The organism is Mycobacterium sp. NGS64 (assembly GCF_059812245.1).
This window is the reverse complement of record NZ_JCALCI010000004.1, coordinates 526,179-548,778: the sequence shown is the minus strand read 5'-3', so window position 1 is coordinate 548,778 and position 22,600 is coordinate 526,179. Positions and strand designations below refer to the sequence as shown.

Below are 22,600 nucleotides of genomic sequence, written 5' to 3'. Positions count from 1 at the left end.
TCCGTAGCGGAAGGCGTCCTTGACTCTGCCGAGCGTGGCGGATACCAGGGGACCCCGAAGTATCCGTTGCAACGCCTCTCGACCAGAAAAGTCTACGTTGTCACCCGACCGACGTCTGGACGCCCAACTCGTCGCCCGATCGATAGCTCGCGGATCGTGTCGGCGACGTGATAGTTATCAAGGTTAACCAGTTTGCAGCCGAACGCATTTCCGAGCGGTGTTCGTTGGCGGCAGTCACACCCATAAGGATAGTCGTCCTATGCAATGCAGCCGGCTGAACAGATCTCTGCCGAGGAAGCCTCGCGGAACGGCGCGGGCGGTTTGCAGCAGGCCGTACGCTGATTTCTGTGACCCTGCCGGATCGTGGCCCGGAAGCCCGTGCGCTGCCCGAACTGCACAACACCATCGTCGTGGCGGCGTTCGAGGGCTGGAACGACGCCGGCGACGCGGCCAGCGACGCGCTCGAACACCTGGACGCCATCTGGGAGGCCGACCCGATCGTGGAGATCGACGACGAGGCCTACTACGACTACCAGGTGAATCGGCCGGTCATCCGGCAGATCGACGGGGTCACCCGCGAGCTGGTGTGGCCGGCGATGCGGATCACCCACTGCCGGCCCCCGGGCAGCGACCGCGACGTCGTGCTGATGCACGGCGTGGAACCAAACATGCGCTGGCGCACGTTCTGCGCCGAGTTGCTGGCCATCGCCGACAAGCTGAACGTCGACACCGTCGTCATCCTCGGGGCCCTGCTCGCCGACACGCCGCACACGCGGCCGGTTCCGGTGTCGGGCGCCGCGTACTCCCCGGAGTCGGCGAAGCGCTTCGGCCTCGAGGAGACCCGTTACGAGGGCCCGACCGGGATCGCCGGGGTGTTCCAGGACGCCTGCGTGGCCGCCGGGATCCCCGCGGTCACGTTCTGGGCCGCGGTGCCGCACTACGTGTCGAACCCGCCGAACCCGAAGGCGACCGTGGCCCTGCTGCGCCGCGTGGAGGACGTCCTCGACATCGAGGTTCCGCTGGGCGACCTACCGATGCAGGCTGAGGAGTGGGAGCAGGCCATCACCGAGATGGCCGCCGAGGACGAGGACCTGGCCGAATACGTTTCGTCGCTCGAGCAGCGCGGCGACGCCGAGGTCGACATGAACGATGCCCTGGGCAAGATCGACGGCGACGCGCTGGCCGCCGAGTTCGAGCGCTACCTGCGCCGGCGTCGCAAATAGCCCGCCGACTAGTCGCGCTACTCGGGCACTGAACCCCGCGTTTCGCGCAATGACTCGACGTTGAACGCCGACAGCGAGCGGCCGAGCGCGGCAGCCTCGGCGTCCATCCGGGGCAACAGCTTGTCGGTGACGCTGCGGACGGGGAATTCGCCGGCCGGGCTGGACAGCACCGGCTTGAGCCAGCGCAGCAGCCCGACCCACGGCGGGCAAAAGATCCGGCGCCGACGGCCCTCGATGCCCTTGACGATGGCGTCGGCGCACTCGTCGACGGTGGTGGTCTTGTTGAGGGGCCACGGCAGCTTCGCGATCATCTCGCCGAAGGCGGGGATGTCGGCCTTGCTGTCGCGGACCAGGGCGGTGTCGATCCAGGACATGTGCGCCGAACCGACGCTGACGCCGAGGTTGGCGACCTCGAGTCGCAGCGCGTTGGCGAGGATTTCGTTGCCGGCCTTCGTCGCGTTGTAGGGCGCCAGCCCCGGGGCCGCCGCGTAGGCGGCCAGCGACGAGACCACCAGCACGTAGCCGCGCCGGTCGATCACGGCCGGCAGCGTGGCGCGCATGGTGTGGAAGACGCCGAGCAGGTTGACGTCCAGCACCCGCTTGACCGCCTCCGGGTCGACGTGCAACAGCGAGCCGTAGCTGGCGATGCCGGCGTTGGCCACGACGACGTCGATGCCGCCGAAGCGTTCGACGGCCTTGGCGGCCGCGGCCTGCATGGCCGGCAGGTCGCGCACGTCGGCGACCGCGGTGAGCACCCGTTCCTCGCCGAGTTCGGCGGCGACCGCCGCCAGTTCGGCCTTGTCGAGGTCGGTCAGCACCAGCCTGGCACCCTTGTTGCGCAGCCGACGGGCGACCTCGGCCCCGATTCCGCGGGCGCCACCCGTAATGAAGACGACTTTGTCGTGCAGCGACATCATGGGCGAAACGTACCCCTTCGGCACGCCCGCGTCGATTACCGACTTCCACTAGCAATATCGGACGCGCCCAATCATCAAGCGCGGCAACATCCCTGGGCTTACGACCTACCGTCTTCTGCGTATTTCGCGATGAGCTTTCGCTTGTAGAGCTTGCCGGCGTCAGTCCGCGGCAACTGTGCCTCGAAATGCAGGGCCCGCGGACACTTGTAGTGCGCCAGGCGATCGCGAAGCCACGCTATTAGTTCGTCGGCGAGTGCGGTGGACGCGAGGGCAGGATCCGCCAACTGCACCACGGCAGTCACCGACTGACCCATCACTGGATCCGGCACGCCGAACACGGCGGCGTCGACCACGAGTGGGTGGCTGACGAGAAGGTTCTCGGTCTCCTGCGGATAGATGTTCAACCCGCCGGAGATGATCATGTGGTTGCGGCGATCGGTCAGATACAGGTAGCCCTCGTCGTCGAGATAGCCGATGTCGCCAACGGTGACCCAGCCGCGTGGATTTCGAGCCGCCGCGGTCTTCGCTTCGTCGTTGAGGTAGTCGAACGGATAGCCGCCCTCGTAATAGATTTCACCGATCTGGCCGGGTCCGAGCTCGACGCCGTCGTCGTCGAGGATGTGCGGCGTACCAAGCATGGGTTTGCCCACCGAACCCGGGCGGGCAAGCCACTCCTCGGCGCGGATGAACGAGATACCCGCCCCTTCCGATGACCCGTAGTACTCGTCGACGATCGGCCCCCACCAGTCGATCATCTGGCGTTTGATTTCCGGTGGACAAGGTGCGGCGGCGTGGACCACGCGTCGCAAAGTCGATAGGTCGTAGCGGCTCCGCGTTTCTTCAGGAAGCCGCAGCATCCGCACAAACATCGTCGGCACGAACTGGGCGTGCGTCACACCGTAGCGCTGGATACAGGCTAGGGCATCTTCGGCGTCAAACTTCTGCATGAGAACCGTTGTCGCGCCGGCGGCTTGCGCGGCCATGGTCCACATGGCGGGCGCGGTGTGGTAAGTAGGGGCGGGACTCAAATAGACCGAGTCGTTTCTCACGCCGAGCGCCTCAAAGACGGGTGTCGACGAACCCGACACCCCGGAGCCGCGCGGATTCAGCGGGCGGCGGATCCCCTTCGGGCGGCCGGTGCTGCCCGCGGAGTACTGCAGCAGCTGGCCGTCGCACTCGTCGGCGACAGGTGTCGACGGCTCCTGGGCGACGCATTCGGGATAGCGCCGCCAGCCGGCGAGGTCGTCGTCGGCGATCAGCGCGATCGCCGGCAACCCGGCCGCGAGGTGGTCGGAAAGTTCCCTGCAGGCATCCCGCATCGCCTGTGAGGAGATGATGGCCTTGGCCGCACTGTCTGCCACGATGTAGGCGATCTCGGCGTGGCTCAGATGGGTGTTGACCAGCGTGTAGTACAGGCCGCTCCGCTTGGCCGCCCACATCGCGGCGTGGATGTGTTCGTTGTTCTCCATCAGAACCGCGATGGTGTCCCCGGCGACGAGCCCCGATCGTCGCAGGAAATGCGCGAGTCTGTTCGCGCTGGCTTCTAATTCGGCGAAGCTGACGCTGATACCGGAGGGATGAAGCAGGACAGCGGGTTTCGCGGAGCTGGCGTGATCACGTAATTGCATGCTGAGCGCCGTTAGCGGCTCACCGGGTAACGTCGCGGAACGCCTTCACAAGCGGCGACAGCACCTCCACCGCTTGATCGCCGTCCTCAGGCACCGCGACGGTGAAGCGGACATCGGTGACGCCTGCGGCGACCAGTGCCGGCACCGACGCGACCGATGCTGAATAGTCGAATGTTCCGTCATCGCCCTTCACGGCACGTGCGGCGCCTTGGATCTGGAGATGGCTGGGGTCGCCACCATGGGCGATAATCTTGTCTTTCATCTCCGCGATCGCGGTTGGTAGGTCGGCGAACGCCGAGCCCCACGGAATCCAACCGCTGCCGAACCGCGCGATTCGCCGTGCGACTGCGTCGTTCACCGTTCCGCTGATCCAACACGGCACGCCGCCGGGTTGCACCGGCTTCGGCATCTGGTGGATCGCGTCGAAGGACAGTTCGGGCGACTCATAGGACGCGCGTTGCTCGGTCCACAACGTCGTGCAGACTTCCAGCGTGTGATCCAGCAGTCGCCCGCGACGAGCGAACGACAGTCCAGCGGCGACGTATTCCTCTCGTTGCCATCCCACCCCGACCCCGAGGTCGACGCGGCCCTCGGAAAGCACGTCCAGTGTGGCGAGTTGTTTGGCCAGGACCGCGGGTCGCCGCAGGGCCGCCAGCAGTATCGAGGTCCCGAGCCGGATTCGCTTGGTGGTTGCCGCGATCGCCGTCAGGACCACCAGGGGTTCCAGCCAGCTTCCGTCCGGGCCGGTGGGCTGGCGACCGCCGGCCGCACCACCCACCGACGGGTCGGCGTAGGCCCCCAAGTTCTCGCCGAACACCACATGGTCGGAAACCACGACGCGGTCGATGCCGGCCATGTCCATCGCCTGTGCCGATACAAGCATCGCGCGCCAATCATGTTGCGGGCCATCGGTGAACGTTCGCAGATATAGGGAGATTTCCGGGCTGCGGGTCCTCACTCTGTTGCTTTCCTCCAAGGCTGATCCCAATGATCGGTCGCCGCCACTTGGTCGAGCGGCTTGCGCCGCACCGGGTGGTGGCGGCCCTTCGGCCAGCCCACCGTAAGCAGCGTCGCGATCTTCCAGTCATCAGGAACTCCGACCATCGCCCGCAGCTGGTCCTCGCAGGACCCGTGCCACAGGGTGATCGCCGCCCCGAGGCCTTGCGCGCGGGCGGCCAGCAGAAAGTTCTGCACGGCGGGAAAGATCGAGCCCCCCTGCTGTAGTTCGGTGGTTCCCCGCTGGGGCTGGACACAGAACAGCAACAGCACCGGCGCGGCCCCACCGACGCGCATGTGCTCGGCCATCGTTCGCAGCACGCGCGATTTGGGGTCGTCAGCCGCGTCCTCCGGCATCGAAAACCGATAGAACTCCGTCATCACGTCCCACGTCCGGTGGGCCGCCGCCGTGATCACGTCGCGCACGCTACTTGATCTGAGTACGACGAACTTCCACGGTTGCTGATTACCGCCGGACGGGGCCCAACTCGCCGCGCGCAGACAGGCATCGATCACCTCGTCGGGGACGGGTTCGTCGCGATAACGCCGGACGGCCGACGCGGTACGCATGACCTCCCAGAGGTCCGCCGACGTCCGCGCGACGTGCTGCGCACTCACGAGTTCACCCTCGAAGGCATTACGCCCCGCCAGGTTCCGCCGCGCACCGGACCGGTGACCAGAGGCAGATCGAGGGAAGAGAGCAAGCCGGGCGGGGCGGCCATCACGGCGGGGATGGCGTTGAGTTCGCGCATGACCGTCGCGTAGGTCAGGCCTCGCATGTTGTACCCACGGCCGTGCATGTCGATGTCGACGGTGTAGGTGGGCAGACCCTCTATGACGACCCGGTAGCCACCGTGCGGTGATGGGTGCCGCGGCCAATCCGGCGCGGAAGCTTCGCCCATGCGGGTGATGTGCTCCAGCACGACACGCTCTTCGCCGCCGACGATGCCGGCAAGCTTGAAATGCATACCTCCCATCGTGCCCGGCTCGATCCAGCCCGATGCCACCTCGTATCGCTCAGTGGCCAGCCATTTCTCGATGGATGTGTCGACGTGGTCCAGTGGAAGTCCGACGCCGTCGCCGACCAGATGAACGACGGGTGCCCACAATGCGGCCAGTCGCTCCGGGTTGAATAGCGGCGCCGGATGGTCCGGCGCATGGCCAAACCCCATGAAATCGAACATGATGTCGGGTTGGTTGATCGGCCCGTAATCGAGGATCTCGAGCATGGTGATGGTGTCGACGCGGCTGCTGAATCCCGTCATCGTCAGCGCGATCACGTCGTTCGCCCAACCGGGGTCGACGCCGCTATTGAAGAAGCTGGAGCCGCCCTCCGCGCAAGCCGCCTCGAGCAGTTCGACGGTTTCCTTGTCGGCCGCCGGTGGGTAACACATGGGCACCAGGGAGGTACAGACAACATCCTTTCCCGCGCGGAGGCAGCGCGCTATGTCCTGCGCCGCTTCGCGGTAGCGATAGTCACCCGAGGCGAAATAAGCCACCACGTCCGCGTCCGCCGACAACGCGGCATCGATATCTCGCGTGGCGATGATGCCGGTCGCCGGCATTCCGCACAGCTCTCCCGCGTCCCTGCCGTCCTTCGCTTCCGAGTGCACCACCACGCCGGCCAACTCCAGGCCCGGGTGTGCGATGAGCGCGCGCAACGCCCCCACACCCACCTGCCCCGGGCCCCAAAGAATTACCTGCGGCTTTCGCTGACCGACCGCCATCCGCACCCCTTCCGGCCGCCATCGGCCACCGCGTGAGAACATATCTTCTCATATAGAGATAACACCATTACCGGGCACGGCCGAGAAAGCAGGAGTCAGTGGTGAGCGATTACAAATTCTTGAAGTGGGAGAGCTTCGACGACGGCATGATCATTCGTATCTCGCTGAACCGGCCCGACCAGCGCAACGCCCAAAACCGGGGCATGCTCGTGGAACTCGATGATGCGTTTGCCCGCGCCGAGGCCGATGACACCGTCCGCGTCGTCATCCTCGCCGGCGAGGGGCCGATGTTCTCGTCCGGCCACGATATCGGCTCCAAACAGGCGCGCGCCGAGTTCAGCCCGGGGCCGGAACAGCACCGCACTGTGACGATCAACGGAGGCACGCGCGACGGCGCGGAGAGAACGATGCTGCAGGAATGGCACTACTTTTTTCAGAACAACCTGCGATGGCGCAATCTGCGCAAGATCACCGTCGCGCAGGTACACGGCGACGTGTTCTCGGCAGGACTGATGCTGATCTGGGCGTGCGATCTCATCGTCGGAAGCGAAGAGGTGCGCTTCGCCGACGTCGTCGGCACGCGGTTGGGGATGTGCGGAATGGAGTACTTCGGCCATCCTTGGGAATTCGGGCCGCGGCGCACGAAGGAGCTGATGTTGACCGGCGACGCGATCGGGATCGAGGAGGCCTACCGGCTCGGCATGGTCAGCAAGATCTTCAAGCGCGACGAACTCGCCGAGCGCACCCTCGAGCTGGCGCGACGAATCGCCAAAGTGCCGACCATGGCGGCCCTGCTGATCAAGGAGTCCGTGAACCAGTCCGTCGACAACATGGGCTTTTACAACGCGCTGCAATCGTGTTTCGCGTTGCACCAACTCAATCACTCCCATTGGGCCCAGATCCGCGAGGACAAGCTTCCGGCCGCCGGCGAGGAGCAGGGCGTCCCCAACTGGCGCACCGCTCCCCCGGTTGTCCTGGCGGTCAAAGACCAGGTCCGGTCCGACGCATGACTGCTGTCGCATCGTCTGGTCAATCGGCGCCACAACCCATGCCGGTGACGATCCCCGGTCACCTCTTCGGTCAGCTGCCCTTCTACGACGTCGTCGACAACGACGAGTCGGTCGTCGTTGACCTGCACAACCGACCGGACCTGGTGAACTACCGGGGCGCCCTACAGGGTGGTTTGGTCGCCACCCTGATCGATGTGGCCGGGGGTCGACTTGCGGTCAAGTACGCCGGTGAGGGCAGCGGGGCGGGCACCGCGGACATGTCCATCCATTTTTTGGCGCCGATCGTGCAGGGCCCCGCGCGCGCGAGCGCATCGCTGGTCCGCGCGGGAAAACGCATGATCGTGGTCGCCGTCGACGTTTTCGATGTGGGCCGAGACCGGCTCGCGGCACGAGCGACGCTGAGCTTCGCGATCCTTGAGCGCCGCGATCACCCGGCGGCCGGCCCGTAGCGCGCATCGGCCACCCGGTCCAAAGCGCCGACGGGATCACCGAAGACCATGGCCCAGCCCCGGACCCGGCGGTAATACAACTGAATGTCACTCTCCATACCGAATCCGTACCCACCGTGGATATGCAGGCTGCGCCGTGTCGCGTCCCGCGCCGTTTCGTAGGCGAACCCAAAGGCCATGGCGGCCAGTTCGCGAACCCGATCGGGCTCGTCGGCGAATGCGCACGCCGCCTTCAGTCCGAGCAGGCGGGCCCCGTCGGCCGCGGTGGCGCTGTCCGCCAGTGGGTGTGACACCGCCTGAAACGAGCCGATCGCGGTTCCGAACGCGTGCCGTTGTTTGGCATAGTCACCGCCGATCTCGACGGCTTTCTTGGCCGCACCCGCCAACGCGACCGCGGTCAGGGCGAGCCATAAGTCCAGCGCGCCCGAGAACATCTCGAGCGCCCGCAGTCCGTCGGCGAGCACAACGGCGTCATCACCAATTATGATGTCCGCCAGGGGCATTGATGCGAGGTTTGCCACCACTGTGCGGTTCGTGCCGATCGGCACCGCGAGCAGCTGCCCCTCCGCCAGGACGATGACCTCCTCCGCCACCGCCCCGGCGGGCGCCAGCCCCACTCGCCGGCCATGCCCCGCGCGAGGCGCGAATGCGATCAGCCGTTCGCCCGCGAGGACGGTGCTCAACAACCCCGCTCCAGCCTCGCCTGACTGGGCCAGCAGCCGCGCGGCGACCTGCGCTTCGATAACGGGTGCGGAGGCGATCGCGCGGCCGAACTGTTCTGCGATGAGCGCCAGTTCCAGTTCCGAGGCGCCCCACCCTCCGGCCGCCTCGTCGACCGCCATCTGTATCGCCCCAATGTCCAGCAGCGCCTTCCAGAGCTTGGGGTCGAATCCCACCGGCTCGGCTGCCCGGACGCGCTCGGGGGTGGACTCTCGCGCAAAGAGCGCGGCGAACGAGTCCGCCAGCTGTCGCTGCTCGCCGGTCAAGCTCAGGTCCACGATCGCCAGTCCCGTCACGTGCGGATATGGTTGCTCTCGAAATTGAGAGTATCATTACCGACCGGCCCGGCTGGGCGTGTGAGACGACAGATTGGCGTGCATAGATGCATTTTCAGCTCGATGGAGATACGGCGGCCTACCGCAACGAGGTCCGCGCCCACCTCCAAGACGTGCTGACTTCCGAATTCGAGGAACGCATCTACCGCAGCGGCGTCTCACACGACGAAGGGTTCGCCAAAGGCCTAGTCAACAAAGGCTATTTCGCGCCCGCCTGGCCCGTCGAGCTCGGCGGGCAGAACCGCAACGCATGGGACGACCAGGTCGTCAAAGAGGAGCTGATGCGCTTCGACGCGCCGATGTACCTCTCCGAGACGACCAGAATGGTCGCGTCGATCATTCGAGAGATCGGCACCCCAGCGTTGAAGGACCGCATCCTTCCCGGTGCGATCAACGGCGACATCACCATTGCCTTCGGTTTCACCGAACCGGAATGCGGGTCCGACGTCGCGGCGGCCGCCACCAAAGCCGTTCGCGACGGCGACCACTGGGTGATCAACGGTTCCAAAATGTTCACCACCAACGGTCACATCGCGGACTTCGTGTTCCTGCTGGCGCGCACCAGCCCCGAAAAGCCGAAGCATAAGGGGCTGACGATGTTTCTGGTGCCGCGCGACTCCAATGGCTTTGAGGCACAAGCCGTGTGGACCCTGTCTGGCGAGCGCACCAACATCACCTTTTACAGCGACGTCCGCGTCGGCGACGAGTGGCGAATCGGCGAAGTCGACGGCGGCTGGGCGGTGCTTGGGCTGTCCCTGCGCGATGAACACGCCTCGGGCTGGGGTCCGCACCTAGTCAGGCTGTTACAGCATGCCGAACATTGGGCCACCACCACCATTTCCGACGATGGCTCACCGCCGATCGCCAATGTCGACGTCCGGCGCCGGCTCGCCCGGGTCGCGATCGAGACCGAGGTATCGATGCTGTTGCAGCGGCGGTGCGTGTGGATGCTCGAACAGGGCGACACACCGGTGGCCGAGGGTTCGATGTCGAAGGTATTCAGCACCGAGGCGCTCCAACGCGCCAGCGAGGACGTCGTCGAGCTCGTCGGCGCGGACGGCTTGCGCAGCTATCTCGAGCCGACCGCGCCAGAACGCGGGCGGTTCGAGCACTCACTGCGGTTCTCGCTGGGCACCACGATTTATGCGGGGACGAGCGAAATCCACCGGTCCATCATCGCCCAGCGTGGGCTCGGCCTACCCCGTTAGCTTCTTGGTCCTGCGCCCCGACACGCCCCGGGGCGCTGCCTTGCGCGCCGGCCTGACCTCGACTTCGGTGACCGGCGGTGTGACGGCCTGCTTGCACCACGCCCACAACTGGTCCTCGGTGAGCCTTGGGCTCTTGCCACCCAGATGAAAGACCCCAATCTGGGCAAGCGCGGTGAGCGTGGTGTTAAGCAACGTGGTCAGCTGTGCGGGCGTCAGATCCGTGCGCACCAGGCCCGCCCGGGCACATGACGTGAGGATCTTCGTCAGCAGCTTCAGGTGAGGCTCCCACACCTTGGCGAAGTCGTCCGGGCGCTCGATCTCGAGGCTGAGGTTGTAGATCGTCATGACCCGGCCACCGACGGCCTGCGACGACTCCGCGCGGGACAACACGCCTCGGCAGAAGGCCTCGAGCTGCTCCATCGGGCCGTCGGCCGCCGCAACGTCCTGCCGGATGTCCTCGGTGAACTGACTCGTGACGTTCTCATAAAGCGCCAACATGAGTTCTTCTTTGCCCGCGAAATGTTGGTAAAAAGCCCGCAGGCTCAGATTCGACCTGTCGATGAGCGTCTGGATCGTGAAGTCGGCCTTCCCCGACTCCTCGACCAGCTCCAGCGCGGTGGCAAGAAACCGCGAACTGCGGGCGAGAGCACGCGCTCTCGCGGTGCTCAGGCGCCGCTCGATCGTGCGCTGCTGCCACGTGCTGGGCGCCTCGAGGTCGTTTTCAACAAGTTCCAAGCCGGTTTCGCTATCGCGACCGGCGGTCTTCTTCGCAGCCATAGTGCCGTTTAGAATACGCCCTCGACGCCCGAAGCGTGGGATCTACCTACACGCGTATGTCGATCGCCGTCTGCGGCAAGTCCTGATTTCCACCGGATAAGCTCGTCAACGGACCGCACGGCCAACGGCGCGTTTGGATTTCGAGCACAAGTGCGCCTGAGCGAGCGGATGGGGTACCGTGTAAACGGTGATTCTCTTTTTCGACTCAGTGCGCCGCCGGCTGCAGCCGCAGGCGGCCGCCGAAGAGGTGCAGCGTTGAGTGCAGACATTCTGATCGTCTCCCCGGACGACCACCTGGTGGAGCCCGCCGATCTGTGGACGAGCCGCCTGCCCCAGCGCTATCAGGACATCGGGCCGCGAATCGTTCGCACCCGCGGACGCATGGACCCCAGCGTCACGTCCGACGTCGCGTTCGTCGAGGACGACGAGGGCCGCGAAGCCGACATCTGGCACTACGAGGATGCGGTCATCCCGATCCCGCTGATCAGCGCGGCCGCCGGCTACGACCTCGACGAACTCACCACCGACCCGATCACCTACGACGAGATGCGCCCGGGCTGCTTTCGTCCCGCGGACCGGCTCGCCGACATGGATATCGCCGGCATCGAGGCCTCTGCGTGCTTCCCCAACACCCTCGTCCGATTCTGTGGGCAACGTTTCCTGTACGGCAAGGACAAAGAGCTCGCCAAACTCTGCGTCGAGGCCTACAACGACTTCCAGATCGACGAATGGGGCGCTAGCTCAAACGGTCGGCTGATCCCGCTCGGCATCATCCCGCTCTGGGACGTCGAACTCGCGGCCAAGGAGGTCGAACGGGTCGCCGCCAAAGGGATGCGCGCCGTGTGCTTCTCGGAGCTACCCAGCCGTCTCGACCTACCGTCCATCCATAGCGGCTACTGGGATCCGTTCTTCGCCGCCTGCGAGCGAAACCACGTGGGCATCATGCTGCACATCGGGTCGAGCTCCTCGCTGACCAAGTCCTCCCCCGACTCTCCGCACGTGGTTACCAGCGCGCTGATGGCCGTCAACTGCACCATCGCCTTGGTCGACTGGCTGTTCTCCGCCAAGCTCGTCCAATTTCCCGACCTCAAGCTCGCATTCGCCGAGGCGCAGGCCGGCTGGATCCCGTACTACCTGCAGCGTGTGGACGAGGTCTGGGAGGACCGTCGGGCCTGGGGCGGCATCCATCCCCTGCTGACCGAACCGCCAAGCAGCCAGGTGCCCGGCCGCGTCTACTTCTCCACCTTCGGCGACCCGGTCGCCTTCCGCATCCTCGATCTCGTAGGGCCCGACCAGCTCATGTTCGAGACCGACTACCCCCACAACGACACCAACTGGCCCAGAAGCCTCGAAGTGGCCAATAAGGCGACGGAGGGCTTGGACGAGGAGACCAAGCGTAAGGTGTTGTCCACCAACGCGAAAAGATTCTTCGGGCTCGCGTAGCGCTGGTCTCTTGTAGCGCTGGCCCCATCTAGCGCTACAGCGCCTTCCAGTCCGGTTTCCGCTTTTCGAGGAAGGCGCGCGGTCCCTCGACGGCGTCTTTCGTCAGGGCAACCTTCATGCGGTAGTTCTCGGCGAGCAGCTCGGCCTCGTAGATGGGCAGCGTCAGGCCCTTGCGCACAGCCATCCGTGAGCCCCGGACCGCAAGCGGCGCATTGGAATTCACGAGGTCGGCGATCTCCCAGGCTCGCGGCATCAGTGCGTCGTGCGCGACCACCTCGGTGAAGACACCAAGGTCATAGGCGCGCTGCGCGTCGAGTTGTTCGTGTTTGCCCATCAAGATCAGTCTCATCGCGACGGGCAGCGGCAGGATCCTCGCGAGCCTGACCCCTTCGCGTCCGGATGTCACGCCGATGCTGACATGCGGATCCATCAACGTCGCACGCTCCGAGGCGACGGTGATGTCCGCGGTGGTCACCAGGTCCATCCCGGCACCGCACGCGATGCCGTTGACCGCGCAGATGATCGGCTTGGTCATCTGCAGCCACGGGGGCGTCGCCTCCTGCGGTGCGTCCCACTGCCGCAGCGAGCTGAGGATGGGCTCTCCTTGATTGTCGATTCCCGCCGCGTTCTCCATGTCGTGGTCTGCGGCCTTGTTGACGTCCGCTCCGACGCAGAGAGCACGACCGGCACCGGTGATGATGACCGTCCAGATGTCCTGCGATCGTTCGATTTCTGCGTAAGCGACCGTCAATTCGGCGATCATTTCGTCGTTGATCGCGTTGAGCACCTCGGGGCGGTTGAGAGTCACACACGCGGTGCGGTCCCTGACCTCCACCTCGATCGTGTCGTATTGCGTCACCGGGCGCGGCCTCCTTTCTCCAAAGCCGTTGTGGCGCTTGGGCGGAATCCGAAGATGTCCTTGAATCTGTCGGAGTAGCGAGGCCAGACATCGGGATTCAGCAAGCGTGGCGGCAGGGCGCCGGCGAATATCGTCTGCCACTGCTTGGCGGTGGCAATGGCGAGGTCGCGCGTGGCCTCGACCGTGATTCCCGCTGTATGCGGCGTCGCGATCACGTTGTCGAGATGCAGCAGGGGGTTGTCGTGGCGGGGCGGTTCTTCGTGGAACACATCGAGGGCCGCTCCCGCGATGCCTCCGCTGACGAGCGCTTCGAGCAGCGCCGCTTCGTCGTGGACGGGTCCGCGCGCAGTGCTGATGAAAAATGCCGTCGGCTTCATCGCCCCGAACTGCGGCTTGCCGATGAGCCCCTGCGTCTCAGCGGTCAACGGGCACGTCACCTGTACGAAATCCGAACGCCCCAGGAGTTCGGCGAGTGTGACGACTCGCACCCCGCGCAAGTGTGCGCTCACCTCGTCGAGGTAGGGGTCGAAAACCAGGACCTCCATCTCGAAAGGCGCGCATAGCTCGACGAGGCGACCCCCGATGGCCCCGAGCCCGATGACGCCGAGGGTCTTGCCCAGTAGTTGACTCCCCCGCAGGACCAACCGGTCACTCAGCGGGCCGGCCCGGAGCCTCCGGTCGGCGACCGTGATCTTCTTGGCCAGGTCGAGCATGAAACCCAGGGCGTGCTCGGCGACCGCTTCGGCGCCGGGGCCGGAGTTGTTGCACACCGCGATTCCGGCCCGCGTACACGCGTCGACGTCGATGACGTCATACCCGGCGCCGGCCGAGCACACGGCGAGCAGCTTCTCACAACGTCTCACCAACTCCGGCCCTACCAGCCACTGCGCACCATGGGCGTATCCAGCCACATCGGTGCGGGTTGCTACTTGGTATCCGTGCGCGGATTCCAGTGCAGCCCAGCCCTTCTCGTCGTCCGCGTCCAAGTCGAGCTTGACCAGATCGATGTCACCGACATTGAGGATGTCGCCGGCGACGGGATCGGTCCACCGTTCGTAGACCAGACGAGCGCGTACGCTCACGTGTTCTTGACTTTGGGTTTCGCCTGCGCCGCCTTGAACATATCGGCCAGTTCGGCGTTGACGTTCTTGTAGTCGTTGCGGGCAATTGTCCCGTCTCGGCCCTCGACGACGTCATACCCGAGACGCAGGTCCTTGTTCTCCATGTGGAAATACTCACGGCCGATCGGCAGCCGGCGGTCTTCGCGTGGCACCTCCATCCATGCTCGCAGGAAGCAGCGCGCCTTCTTCGGGTCGTTGCTGCTCACAAAGTCCGAGCGCGAATGGCACATCGCGAAGTTGTTCGCCACTGCGGCCTCACCGGATTCCAGCCGGAACTCGACCTGTTGCTCGACAAGAATGGTGCGCAGCAGTTCCACTGCCTCCGTCTCCTCCGGCGTGAACTCGCGGCCGAGCGCGTGCATGGCGGGAAGGATGCTGCTGTAAGTGAAGTTGATGCAGATGCGTCCGTCGATCTGGGAGAAGACGGGCACGTCATAGGGTGTCACGTCGGGCTGGTCGTCGGGTTGCTCACTGCGCCGATGGTGCGGAAAACCCCGGTAGAGCACGTCGAGCAGGTCCGGGCGTTCCGCGAGAATCCGGTTGTGGGCTGCGGGCCCGCTGGCGAACTGACTCTCTCCGCCCTGCGCCGCCGGATACACGCACAGCAGCGACAGGATGTCGGCGGCATCGTTGTGCATTGCCAGCTCGGCGCGGGATTTGGTTCCGCGGGCGGGTTGCACGCCGCCGGGCAGGATTTCCTCCTGGACGCGCACCATCCGGTGCCCAAAGGAGTTGTTAGACACGAGATATCCGAGGTGGGTGCAGAACGCCCAGTAAATGCGTTCCAAATCCTCTATCGAGTGCTGCTCTACGGGGAAGCCGCGTACGCACGCCAGGCCCTTGCCGAACATCAGCTCCCGGTAGAGCCGGGCCAGATCGTCGTCGAGATCGGGGTGTCGAGCGTCCTCTGCCGTGATGTCATCCCGATCCTTATTCGCGGTCTTGGCCAAAATCGATTCCAGCGCAGCCACATTGCGGGCCGACAGGTCGAAGGCGAAGTCTTCCTTGCTCGTGAAGTCGGCGCCTGTCCACGCCATTGGGTCTGTGACGGGCTCGGTGTAGATGGCTGTCGGCATCCGGTCCTCCTGATGTGTTGGCGTCGCTTCCGCTCTCGGTTTCGTTCGTCAAATCGTTTTCCGCGGTGACTTGTCCAGGCCACGAAGCGCTTGTGCTCGCGCCGTGGCCGCCTCGGTCATCATCCCGATGTCAGTCCCCGCCGAGATAAACCGCAATCCCAGTCCCACGAACCGATTCAGCAGTTCAAGGGACTTTATTCCGGCAATCCCGAGCGCCACGCCGTGACTACGACAAGCCGCCGCTACCGATTCTACTGCACTTTGGAAATGTGGATTCTCGTACTGCCCGTGAATGCCCATTTCGGCGGTAAGATCGCTCGGTCCGACGAGGATCATGTCGATGCCCTCCACTGAGGCGATGGCATCGGATGCATCGACAGCTTCCGGCGTCTCGATCATCACGGCCACGACCGTGCGTTGTTCGAACAGCTCCACAAGTTGCGGCGCGGTCAGTGGCCGATATCCACTGACCGCGTTGAAGCCCGATATCGACCGGTGGCCAATCGGCGGGAACCTCGCCGCTTGCACGACGGCCTTCGCCTCATCTCTCGAATTGACGTGCGGGACAATGACTCCCACTGCTCCACAATCCAATACTCGCGAGATTAGGCCGGGATCGTGCGACGGCACCCGCACCAGGGCGGAGATGCCCGCCCCCAGCGCGCTTGCGCAGAGCAGCTGCGCCGTGTCCAGCGAGGTTGGAGTGTGTTCGAGGTCGACGTAAACGGCGTCGTACCCGCATGCCGCAGCAACCGCAGGCACGTCGGGGGTGCGTGAGTTGAGCAGCGCGAGACATAGCACCAGCGATTGCCCCCGCAACGCGTCGCGCAACGCCGCCGTCATAGGCTCACCGTAGCGGACCGAGAATACGGTTTCCATGCTTTTGCGAGCGGCCATTATCAGCGAGACGACAATGTGATAACCATGAGCTATGCCGTCGAACCGCGTCGCCATTGTGGGTGCTGCCCTGTCCGACTGCGGCCGGGTCCCGGATAAGACCGCCATGGCGCTGATGGCCCAATCCTCGCGGCGGGCGGTCGCCGATGCCGGCCTGACGAAGGAGGACATCGACGGTTTCGGGGGGCACGGGACGTTGCTGCCGCCGGTGGAGGTCAGCGAATACCTGGGTCTGCGGCCCAAGTGGGTCGATGCGACCAATGTCGGCGGATCGTCGTGGGAAGTGATGGCCGCTCATGCCGCCGCCGCGATCGCGGCCGGGGAAATCGAGGTCGCTCTATTGACCTACGGGTCCACCGCGCGCTCCGACGTCAAGCGCCGGGTACGAGCCTCCGCTGCCGCCATGGGAACGGGCGGCGCACTGCAGTACGAGGCACCCTACGGCGCGACACTGATCGCCAAATACGCCATGGTGGCCAGGCGTCACATGATCGAATTCGGTACCACGATCGACCAACTGGCTGAGGTCGCCGTCGCCGCCCATGAATGGGCGGCCATGAACGAGAACGCATTTGAGCGCGACCGCATCACCGTGGCCGACGTCGCAGCCGCGCCGATGCTGGCCGACCCGTTCACCTCCAAGCATGTGTGCCTGCGCACCGACGGCGGCGGCGCCGTCGTGCTCGCCAGCGAGCGCGTGGCCAAGGATTGTGCGAAGGAACCGATTTGGATTCTCGGGGCCGCCGACGCGACGTCCCACGTAAGCATGAGCCAATGGGCCGACTTCACGACGTCGCCCGCCGCGCGCTCGGGCCCGCGAGCCTTCGCCCAGGCGGGCGTCAGTCCGGCCGACATCGATGTCTGCCAGCTCTATGACTCCTTCACGTCCACCGTGCTGCTGACGCTGGAGGACCTCGGCTTCTGCGCCAAGGGCGAAGGCGGGCCGCTGATCGGGTCCGGCGCCCTGCGCCCCGGTGGAGCGCTTCCGACCAACACGGACGGAGGCGGGCTGGCCGCGTGCCACCCCGGCATGCGGGGAATGTTCCTCATGGTCGAAGCGGTGCGCCAGTTGCGCGGGGAATGCGGGCCGCGCCAAGTCGGCGGGGCCCACCTGGCGTGTGTCCACGCGATGGGTGGGTTCTTCACCCACAGCGCCACGATGATCCTCGGGAGGCTGTAGTGACGGCTCCAGACCGGCCCACGATCGACGCCGACGGGCAAGCGTGGTGGTCAGCGACGCAGGACCGCAGGCTGATGGTCAACGCCTGCCGCTCCTGCCGTCAGACGTCGTTGTACGCGCGGCCGTTCTGTCCGCTCTGTTGGAGCGAGGACGTCGAGTTGGTGCCGGCCACCGGACGCGCGCGGCTTTACACGTGGACCGTCATTCATCAGAATGGCGCTCCCTTTGACGCGCGGACTCCCTACGTGCTGGCAATGGTGGATCTCGAGCAGGGACCGCGGCTGATGACGGTCGTGGAGCGCTGCCGCGTCGATGATCTGCGCGCGGACATGGAACTGGTCCTTGCCTTCCGCGACGACGAGGACGGATTCCTAGTCCCGGTTTTCTATCCGGCTACCGGGTAGTGGCGACTCGGTCGGCCAGGAGCCGCCGGCGCCCCGCGGATCGTGCGTCGAGCTTGGTGCGGTCGACCTTGCCGTTCGCGTTGACCGGAAGCGGCTCGTCCCAGAACACCAGCTCCTCCGGCAGCTTGTATTTCGGCAGACCTTCAGCGACCAGTGCCCGGCCGACCTCTGCCAGCGAGATCTCGATGTCGGGTTCGAGCACCACTGCCACGGCCAGCCGCTCACCGGTGGTGTCGTCGGCGACCGAGTAGGCGGCACACTCGCGGACCCCATCGATCCGCGAAACGGCCTCCTCCACTTCGGCGGACGGAATCTTCAACCCGTTGCGAATCACGATGTCCTTGATGCGACCAATGATCCGCACCCGCCCGTCGATGACCTCTGCCACGTCGCCGGTGCGGAACCACTCACCCTCGAACCCGTGCTCGTCGTCCGCGGCGTCGGTATACCCGAGAAAAGTGTGCGGGCCCTTGACGCAGCACTCGGTGGGTTCGGCCATCGACCCAACCCGCACGTCGACGTCGCCGAGCGCGACTCCGTCATCCGCATGACGCACTTCTCGGGATTCGGTTCGCAGGCCAGACGTGCTGACCGGGATCTCCGAGGATCCGTAGGCGCGCATGACGACGATGCCGAATTCGTCCTCGATACGTTCGACGATCTGCCGATCCAGCATGGTCCCGCCCAGATACACCGCGCGTAGCGTGACGTCAGCGCCGCGCGCCGCGGCCTCGTCGAGCATTTGGGCCAGCAGCCGGTCGGGGCCGCCGTACCACGTCGCGCCGGAGGTGGTCAGCAGGTCGGAAGTCGCCGACCGATCCCAACGATCCTCGAGAATTACCGGTATCGCCAGCATCGGAGCGATGAACAGCGCTTGCAGCACCCCGGTGACCGACGCGAGTGGACTTATCAGAAAGATCCGGTCGTCCGACCCGAGGCCCGCTGCGGTGATGTAGTTCGTCGACGCCTTGGCCAACGTGCTCAGCGAATGGATCACGCCCTTGGGTCGAGATGTAGTGCCTGAGGTGTAGAGCACGAAGGACGGTTCGTCCGCCGGCCGCACCGGGCGGGGCGGGTTGGCGTCGACGCGCTCGTGGTCACCCAGTTCGATCCAATGACAACCCTCGGATAGTTCCGGCTGGTTGATCGCCGTCCAGTTCGGCGCCGCGCCGAACCGCGCGCCGGTGCGTGTGAGGATGTCGGCCAGTTGCTTGGGCCCGGCGCTGCGCGGCACGATCAGCACCACCGCATCGACTCGCAGCGCCGCGTGAACGGCCACCACCGAGTCCACGTCGTTGCCGACGACGAGACAGATCACGGTGCCCGGGGCTGCGCCGGCATCGACCATGGCCAGTGCGGCCGAATCGATGCGCCGGTCCAGCTCACCGTAGGTGAGTTCGGCGCCGCGGTCCGCCACGGCCGGCCGGCCGGGATGTAACGCGGCGGCCGATCGCACCATGTCAACCGGCTCCCCGACCCAGGATCCGGCCGCCCGGTACCGGGGCCGCAGCTCCTCGGCTCGCCGGTGCGCATGCCGCAGCAACTGCGTGGTGCCAGTCAACAGAGTGCCCTCCGATGCAAATGCTCGCTCTCGATTTAGTAAATGTAACCTCTCACGCATGCAGTCAATGACTTTCGATGACCAGGTAGCGATCGTCACCGGCGCCGGCGGCGGGCTCGGCCGCTGCCACGCCATCGAGCTCGCCCGCCGCGGCGCGCGTGTCGTGGTCAACGACCTGGGAAGTTCGGTGGACGGCAGCGGCGCGTCGACGTCGGCGGCTCAAGCGGTGGTCGACGAGATCAGGGCCGCGGGGGGCACCGCGATCGCAAACGGTGAGTCGGTTGCCACCGAGGAGGGCGGTGCGGCGATCGCGGCGGCGGCGATCGATGCCTTCGGGCGGATCGACGTTCTGGTCAACAATGCCGGGATCCTGCGCGACGCCGCGTTCAAGAACATGACCGCCGAGCAGGTGGACGCGGTCATCGCCGTGCACCTCTCCGGCGCCTTCAATGTGACGCGGGCGGTCTGGCCGGTCATGCGGGAGCAGAATTACGGCCGAATCGTTCAGACGACCTCGGGCACCGGGCTTTTCGGCAACTTCGGTCAGGCTAACTACGGTGCGGCGAAAATGGGTCTCGTCGGCATGATGCATGTTCTTGCGATCGAGGGCGCCCGCAACGGCATCGCCATCAACGCCATTGCACCCATCGCGCGGACGCGGATGACCGAGGACATCATGGGTGAGGCCGGCAAGAAGATGGACCCCGAACTCGTCACGCCCGTGGTCATCTACCTGGCACACCGCAGCTGCGACCGCACTGCGCACATCTACTCGGTAGGCGCAGGCAAGGTGTCGCGGGTGTTCATCGGTGTCACCAAAGGAATCGAGGACCCGTCGCTGACCGCGGAGTCGGTGGCAGCGTCGATCGACGAGATCGACGATAGCTCCGCGTTCACCATTCGTGGTGGCCCCCAACGGGTTGAGCAGGGTTGAGCGTCAGAAACCCTGGAACCGTGGGGGGCGCCGCTCGGCGAAAGACCGCAGGCCCTCTTGCAGGTCAGCGGTCCGCGACACCACCTCCTGCGCCCAGGCTTCCTGTTCGAATGCGCGATCGCGGCCCGACTCCGATGAAACGGACAACAACCGCTTGGTGAGTGCCAGCATCACGGTCGGCCCCGCAGCGAGCCGTCTGGCAAGCTCTTCCGCCGTGGCGTCGGTGTCGCCGGCTGCGGTCACCCGGTTGACAAGTCCGAGCCTTTCACAGGTGGCAGCGTCGACAGGCTCGCCGAGCATCAGCAGTTCGGTCGCCTTGCGCAGCCCCACAATTCTGGTCAGCAGGTGAATGGCGCCCGAATCCGGCAGGATCCCGCGGTGCACGAACGCCTCGACAAGCTTTGCCTCCGTTGACATGACGACGAGGTCGCATGCCAGGACCAGGCTGGCCCCGGCGCCCGCAGCGGTGCCGTTGACCGCGGCGACCACAGGTTTGTCGCAGTCCAATACCGACGCCACCAATCGCTGCCAGCCCTGCTGGAGCATGCGAGCGATGTCGCCGGGTCGTTTCTCGGCGACGGCTTTCGATTGTGCAACTGCGTCCCCCGTCTGCGGCGCCAAGCCCGCGCCGGTGCAGAAGTGCCGGTCACCCGTGGCGCCCAACAGCACGGCGCGGATGGCGGGATCGTCGTTCGCCCGCGTGAACGCCTCCGTGAGCGCGTCACGCGCCAAGGGCGACAGCGAGTTTCCGACATCGGCGCGGTCGATGGTGATTCGTTGCACCCCGCCGTCGGTGACGCCTACCACGATTCCCGATCGTTCTTCACTCATCTGGTTCATCCCTGCGTTAACGGCGTTTCCGCTTTTCGGGTATCTTAATTTCCATGCCGGAGACCGGTCAGATTACCGACGAGGGACTGGCCCGGTTGCGCGCCACCATCGGCATCGCCGTTCCACACACCCAGCCCCCGCACTACTACCGCCCGAACGAGGACTGCTTCCGCCACGTGGCGGAGAGCTACGGCGACGCCAACCCGCTGTGGGCCGATCCTGAGTACGCCGCGAAATCCATCTGGGGTGAGTCGATCGCGCCGCCGGCCCTCGTGGGGGGCGACACGCTGATCGGTGAGGACGAGGTGACCACGCTCTCCGACGAGGACCGTGCGCTGACCAAGGGCGACCCGCTGCGCGGCGTCCACGCCTTCTACGCCTCCTCCGCGCGGGAGTGGTGGGCGCCGCTGCGGGCGAATCATCGGGTCTTCCGGCGCAACGCTCTGGTTGCTGCACTGGACAAGAGCAGCGAATTCGCCGAGCGCGCCGTGCACGAATGGTCAGCGCAGGTGTTCCGCGACGACGAGGGCGTCATTCTGGGTGGGCAGTACCGCAACATGATCCGCACCGAGCGCGGCAAGGCCCGCGGACGCAAGAAGTACGAGACCGTTGAACTGAAGTCGTGGACGCCGGACGAGATCGCCGAACTGGACGAAAGATACGCGCGCGAGTCGCCGCGCGGTGCCGAACCGCGGTGGTGGGAGGACGTCGACGAGGGCGACGAGGTGGGACCCTTGACCAAAGGCCCGCTGACGGTCACCGACATGGTCTGCTGGCACGTCGGCATGGGCACCGGGATGTACGGCGTGCGGCCCCTGCGGCTGGCGTGGCGCAACCGGCAACGCATTCCCCGTTTCTACACGCCCAACGAACACGGCGTCCCGGATGTGCAGCAGCGCGTGCACTGGGAACCGGACGCGGCCCGCAATGCGGGCAACCCCACCACTTTCGACTACGGCCGCATGCGCGAGACCTGGCTGATCCACCTGTGCACGGACTGGATGGGGGACGACGCCTGGCTGTGGAAGCTCGACTGCGAGTTCCGGCTCTTCAACTACGTCGGCGACCTGCACACCATCACCGGAAAAGTGGTGCGCAAGTATCTTGCCGAGGACGACCGGCCCGCCGTCGACCTCGAATTGGCGGCGACGAATCACCGTTGCCAGGTGACGGCGCCCGGACATGCCACGATCCTGTTGCCGAGCCGCGAACGCGGACCCGTCCGGCTACCCGATCCGCCGGGCGGCGCGACCAACCTCGCCGACCTGCTCACCGCGGTGTCGGCACGGTTCGCCGAGCGCTGA

Annotated in this window: 22 protein-coding genes; 9 read left to right on the top strand and 13 right to left on the bottom strand. The window is 65.7% G+C overall.

The genetic code is table 11. The annotated features are described in order from the left end of the window. Positions 1-353 precede the first annotated feature (353 nt). Positions 354-1,223, top strand: a complete 870-nt coding sequence (locus AC5Y4S_RS20555; RefSeq protein ID WP_500034645.1) for a PAC2 family protein — start codon at positions 354-356, stop codon at positions 1,221-1,223. 17 nt (positions 1,224-1,240) lie between these two features. On the opposite strand, the gene AC5Y4S_RS20550 is transcribed toward AC5Y4S_RS20555, so the two are convergent. The 5 genes from AC5Y4S_RS20550 to AC5Y4S_RS20530 form a co-directional block, all read right to left on the bottom strand. Beyond that, positions 1,241-2,140 (bottom strand): SDR family oxidoreductase, encoded by a 900-nt coding sequence (locus tag AC5Y4S_RS20550; protein WP_500034458.1) that lies wholly within the window; start codon positions 2,138-2,140, stop codon positions 1,241-1,243. 98 nt (positions 2,141-2,238) lie between these two features. Further along, positions 2,239-3,768, bottom strand: coding sequence for a fatty-acid--CoA ligase FadD4 (gene fadD4 / locus AC5Y4S_RS20545; protein WP_500034457.1), 1,530 nt, complete (start codon positions 3,766-3,768; stop codon positions 2,239-2,241). 19 nt (positions 3,769-3,787) lie between these two features. Continuing rightward, entirely contained in the window at positions 3,788-4,726 is a 939-nt protein-coding gene (locus AC5Y4S_RS20540) for a TIGR03619 family F420-dependent LLM class oxidoreductase (protein ID WP_500034456.1), read from the bottom strand. After that, positions 4,723-5,334 (bottom strand): nitroreductase family protein, encoded by a 612-nt coding sequence (locus AC5Y4S_RS20535; protein ID WP_500034644.1) that lies wholly within the window; start codon positions 5,332-5,334, stop codon positions 4,723-4,725. Before AC5Y4S_RS20535 ends, AC5Y4S_RS20540 begins: the two co-directional genes overlap by 4 nt. A 44-nt stretch (positions 5,335-5,378) precedes the next feature. Beyond that, positions 5,379-6,491: an NAD(P)H-dependent amine dehydrogenase family protein gene (locus tag AC5Y4S_RS20530; protein WP_500034455.1), complete on the bottom strand. Its 1,113-nt coding sequence runs from the start codon at positions 6,489-6,491 to the stop codon at positions 5,379-5,381. A gap of 101 nt (positions 6,492-6,592) precedes the next feature. On the opposite strand from AC5Y4S_RS20530, the gene AC5Y4S_RS20525 reads away from it, so the two are divergent. Together AC5Y4S_RS20525 and AC5Y4S_RS20520 are read left to right on the top strand one after the other, a co-directional pair. Further along, positions 6,593-7,501: an enoyl-CoA hydratase gene (locus AC5Y4S_RS20525; RefSeq protein WP_500034454.1), complete on the top strand. Its 909-nt coding sequence runs from the start codon at positions 6,593-6,595 to the stop codon at positions 7,499-7,501. 38 nt (positions 7,502-7,539) lie between these two features. After that, positions 7,540-7,950: a PaaI family thioesterase gene (locus AC5Y4S_RS20520; protein WP_500034643.1), complete on the top strand. Its 411-nt coding sequence runs from the start codon at positions 7,540-7,542 to the stop codon at positions 7,948-7,950. Here the strand turns inward: AC5Y4S_RS20520 and AC5Y4S_RS20515 are convergent. Then, on the bottom strand, positions 7,929-8,948 hold the full coding sequence (locus AC5Y4S_RS20515) for an acyl-CoA dehydrogenase family protein (protein WP_500034642.1): 1,020 nt from the start codon (positions 8,946-8,948) through the stop codon (positions 7,929-7,931). The genes AC5Y4S_RS20520 and AC5Y4S_RS20515 overlap by 22 nt on opposite strands. A 104-nt stretch (positions 8,949-9,052) precedes the next feature. Here AC5Y4S_RS20515 and AC5Y4S_RS20510 point away from each other — a divergent pair, with 104 nt between their 5' ends. Then, the gene (locus AC5Y4S_RS20510) at positions 9,053-10,213 is read left to right on the top strand and encodes an acyl-CoA dehydrogenase family protein (RefSeq protein ID WP_500034453.1); all 1,161 of its coding nucleotides are present in this window, start codon (positions 9,053-9,055) and stop codon (positions 10,211-10,213) included. Here AC5Y4S_RS20510 and AC5Y4S_RS20505 read toward each other — a convergent pair. Further along, positions 10,202-10,990, bottom strand: coding sequence for a TetR/AcrR family transcriptional regulator (locus AC5Y4S_RS20505; protein ID WP_500034452.1), 789 nt, complete (start codon positions 10,988-10,990; stop codon positions 10,202-10,204). The two genes, AC5Y4S_RS20510 and AC5Y4S_RS20505, sit on opposite strands and share 12 nt — an antisense overlap. Before the next feature lie 255 nt (positions 10,991-11,245). Between AC5Y4S_RS20505 and AC5Y4S_RS20500 the strand changes: the two genes are divergently transcribed. Beyond that, complete coding sequence (locus AC5Y4S_RS20500) at positions 11,246-12,433, top strand: amidohydrolase family protein (RefSeq protein ID WP_500034451.1); 1,188 nt, start codon at positions 11,246-11,248, stop codon at positions 12,431-12,433. A gap of 34 nt (positions 12,434-12,467) precedes the next feature. On the opposite strand, the gene AC5Y4S_RS20495 is transcribed toward AC5Y4S_RS20500, so the two are convergent. Genes AC5Y4S_RS20495 through AC5Y4S_RS20480 form a run of 4 tightly spaced genes read right to left on the bottom strand, consistent with a single transcriptional unit; the run spans position 12,468 to position 16,368 of the window. Then, on the bottom strand, positions 12,468-13,292 hold the full coding sequence (locus AC5Y4S_RS20495) for an enoyl-CoA hydratase/isomerase family protein (protein ID WP_500034450.1): 825 nt from the start codon (positions 13,290-13,292) through the stop codon (positions 12,468-12,470). Next, on the bottom strand, positions 13,289-14,374 hold the full coding sequence (locus AC5Y4S_RS20490; protein WP_500034449.1) for a hydroxyacid dehydrogenase: 1,086 nt from the start codon (positions 14,372-14,374) through the stop codon (positions 13,289-13,291). Before AC5Y4S_RS20490 ends, AC5Y4S_RS20495 begins: the two co-directional genes overlap by 4 nt. Continuing rightward, a complete protein-coding gene (locus AC5Y4S_RS20485) occupies positions 14,371-15,489 on the bottom strand; it encodes a TauD/TfdA family dioxygenase (RefSeq protein WP_500034448.1) in 1,119 nt (372 codons plus the stop codon). The genes AC5Y4S_RS20490 and AC5Y4S_RS20485 overlap by 4 nt, the downstream gene beginning before the upstream one ends. 48 nt (positions 15,490-15,537) lie before the next feature. Continuing rightward, positions 15,538-16,368: an HpcH/HpaI aldolase family protein gene (locus AC5Y4S_RS20480; protein ID WP_500034641.1), complete on the bottom strand. Its 831-nt coding sequence runs from the start codon at positions 16,366-16,368 to the stop codon at positions 15,538-15,540. A gap of 52 nt (positions 16,369-16,420) precedes the next feature. On the opposite strand from AC5Y4S_RS20480, the gene AC5Y4S_RS20475 reads away from it, so the two are divergent. After that, entirely contained in the window at positions 16,421-17,566 is a 1,146-nt protein-coding gene (locus AC5Y4S_RS20475) for an acetyl-CoA acetyltransferase (RefSeq protein ID WP_500034447.1), read from the top strand. Beyond that, positions 17,566-17,970 (top strand): Zn-ribbon domain-containing OB-fold protein, encoded by a 405-nt coding sequence (locus AC5Y4S_RS20470; protein WP_500034446.1) that lies wholly within the window; start codon positions 17,566-17,568, stop codon positions 17,968-17,970. Before AC5Y4S_RS20475 ends, AC5Y4S_RS20470 begins: the two co-directional genes overlap by 1 nt. Here AC5Y4S_RS20470 and AC5Y4S_RS20465 read toward each other — a convergent pair. Continuing rightward, positions 17,960-19,480 (bottom strand): class I adenylate-forming enzyme family protein, encoded by a 1,521-nt coding sequence (locus tag AC5Y4S_RS20465; protein WP_500034640.1) that lies wholly within the window; start codon positions 19,478-19,480, stop codon positions 17,960-17,962. The two genes, AC5Y4S_RS20470 and AC5Y4S_RS20465, sit on opposite strands and share 11 nt — an antisense overlap. 109 nt (positions 19,481-19,589) lie before the next feature. Here AC5Y4S_RS20465 and AC5Y4S_RS20460 point away from each other — a divergent pair, with 109 nt between their 5' ends. Beyond that, positions 19,590-20,465 carry an SDR family NAD(P)-dependent oxidoreductase gene (locus AC5Y4S_RS20460; RefSeq protein WP_500034445.1) on the top strand — a complete coding sequence of 292 codons (876 nt, stop codon included), beginning with the start codon at positions 19,590-19,592 and terminating at the stop codon, positions 20,463-20,465. Between the two features lie 3 nt (positions 20,466-20,468). On the opposite strand, the gene AC5Y4S_RS20455 is transcribed toward AC5Y4S_RS20460, so the two are convergent. Further along, positions 20,469-21,305 (bottom strand): enoyl-CoA hydratase-related protein, encoded by an 837-nt coding sequence (locus tag AC5Y4S_RS20455; RefSeq protein WP_068178484.1) that lies wholly within the window; start codon positions 21,303-21,305, stop codon positions 20,469-20,471. 44 nt (positions 21,306-21,349) lie between these two features. Here AC5Y4S_RS20455 and AC5Y4S_RS20450 point away from each other — a divergent pair, with 44 nt between their 5' ends. Then, the gene (locus AC5Y4S_RS20450) at positions 21,350-22,600 is read left to right on the top strand and encodes a hotdog family protein (protein WP_068178487.1); all 1,251 of its coding nucleotides are present in this window, start codon (positions 21,350-21,352) and stop codon (positions 22,598-22,600) included.

Excerpts from the sequence above, each read along its gene's own strand:
- AC5Y4S_RS20550 (WP_500034458.1), bottom strand. The coding sequence starts at position 2,140 with ATGATGTCGCTGCACGACAAAGTCGTCTTCATTACGGGTGGCGCCCGC.
- fadD4 (WP_500034457.1), bottom strand. The coding sequence starts at position 3,768 with ATGCAATTACGTGATCACGCCAGCTCCGCGAAACCCGCTGTCCTGCTT.
- AC5Y4S_RS20535 (WP_500034644.1), bottom strand. The coding sequence starts at position 5,334 with ATGCGTACCGCGTCGGCCGTCCGGCGTTATCGCGACGAACCCGTCCCC.
- AC5Y4S_RS20530 (WP_500034455.1), bottom strand. The coding sequence starts at position 6,491 with ATGGCGGTCGGTCAGCGAAAGCCGCAGGTAATTCTTTGGGGCCCGGGG.
- AC5Y4S_RS20520 (WP_500034643.1), top strand. The coding sequence starts at position 7,540 with ATGCCGGTGACGATCCCCGGTCACCTCTTCGGTCAGCTGCCCTTCTAC.
- AC5Y4S_RS20510 (WP_500034453.1), top strand. The coding sequence starts at position 9,053 with ATGCATTTTCAGCTCGATGGAGATACGGCGGCCTACCGCAACGAGGTC.
- AC5Y4S_RS20505 (WP_500034452.1), bottom strand. The coding sequence starts at position 10,990 with ATGGCTGCGAAGAAGACCGCCGGTCGCGATAGCGAAACCGGCTTGGAA.
- AC5Y4S_RS20485 (WP_500034448.1), bottom strand. The coding sequence starts at position 15,489 with ATGCCGACAGCCATCTACACCGAGCCCGTCACAGACCCAATGGCGTGG.
- AC5Y4S_RS20480 (WP_500034641.1), bottom strand. The coding sequence starts at position 16,368 with ATGGAAACCGTATTCTCGGTCCGCTACGGTGAGCCTATGACGGCGGCG.
- AC5Y4S_RS20475 (WP_500034447.1), top strand. The coding sequence starts at position 16,421 with ATGCCGTCGAACCGCGTCGCCATTGTGGGTGCTGCCCTGTCCGACTGC.
- AC5Y4S_RS20460 (WP_500034445.1), top strand. The coding sequence starts at position 19,590 with ATGCAGTCAATGACTTTCGATGACCAGGTAGCGATCGTCACCGGCGCC.
- AC5Y4S_RS20455 (WP_068178484.1), bottom strand. The coding sequence starts at position 21,305 with ATGAACCAGATGAGTGAAGAACGATCGGGAATCGTGGTAGGCGTCACC.
- AC5Y4S_RS20450 (WP_068178487.1), top strand. The coding sequence starts at position 21,350 with ATGCCGGAGACCGGTCAGATTACCGACGAGGGACTGGCCCGGTTGCGC.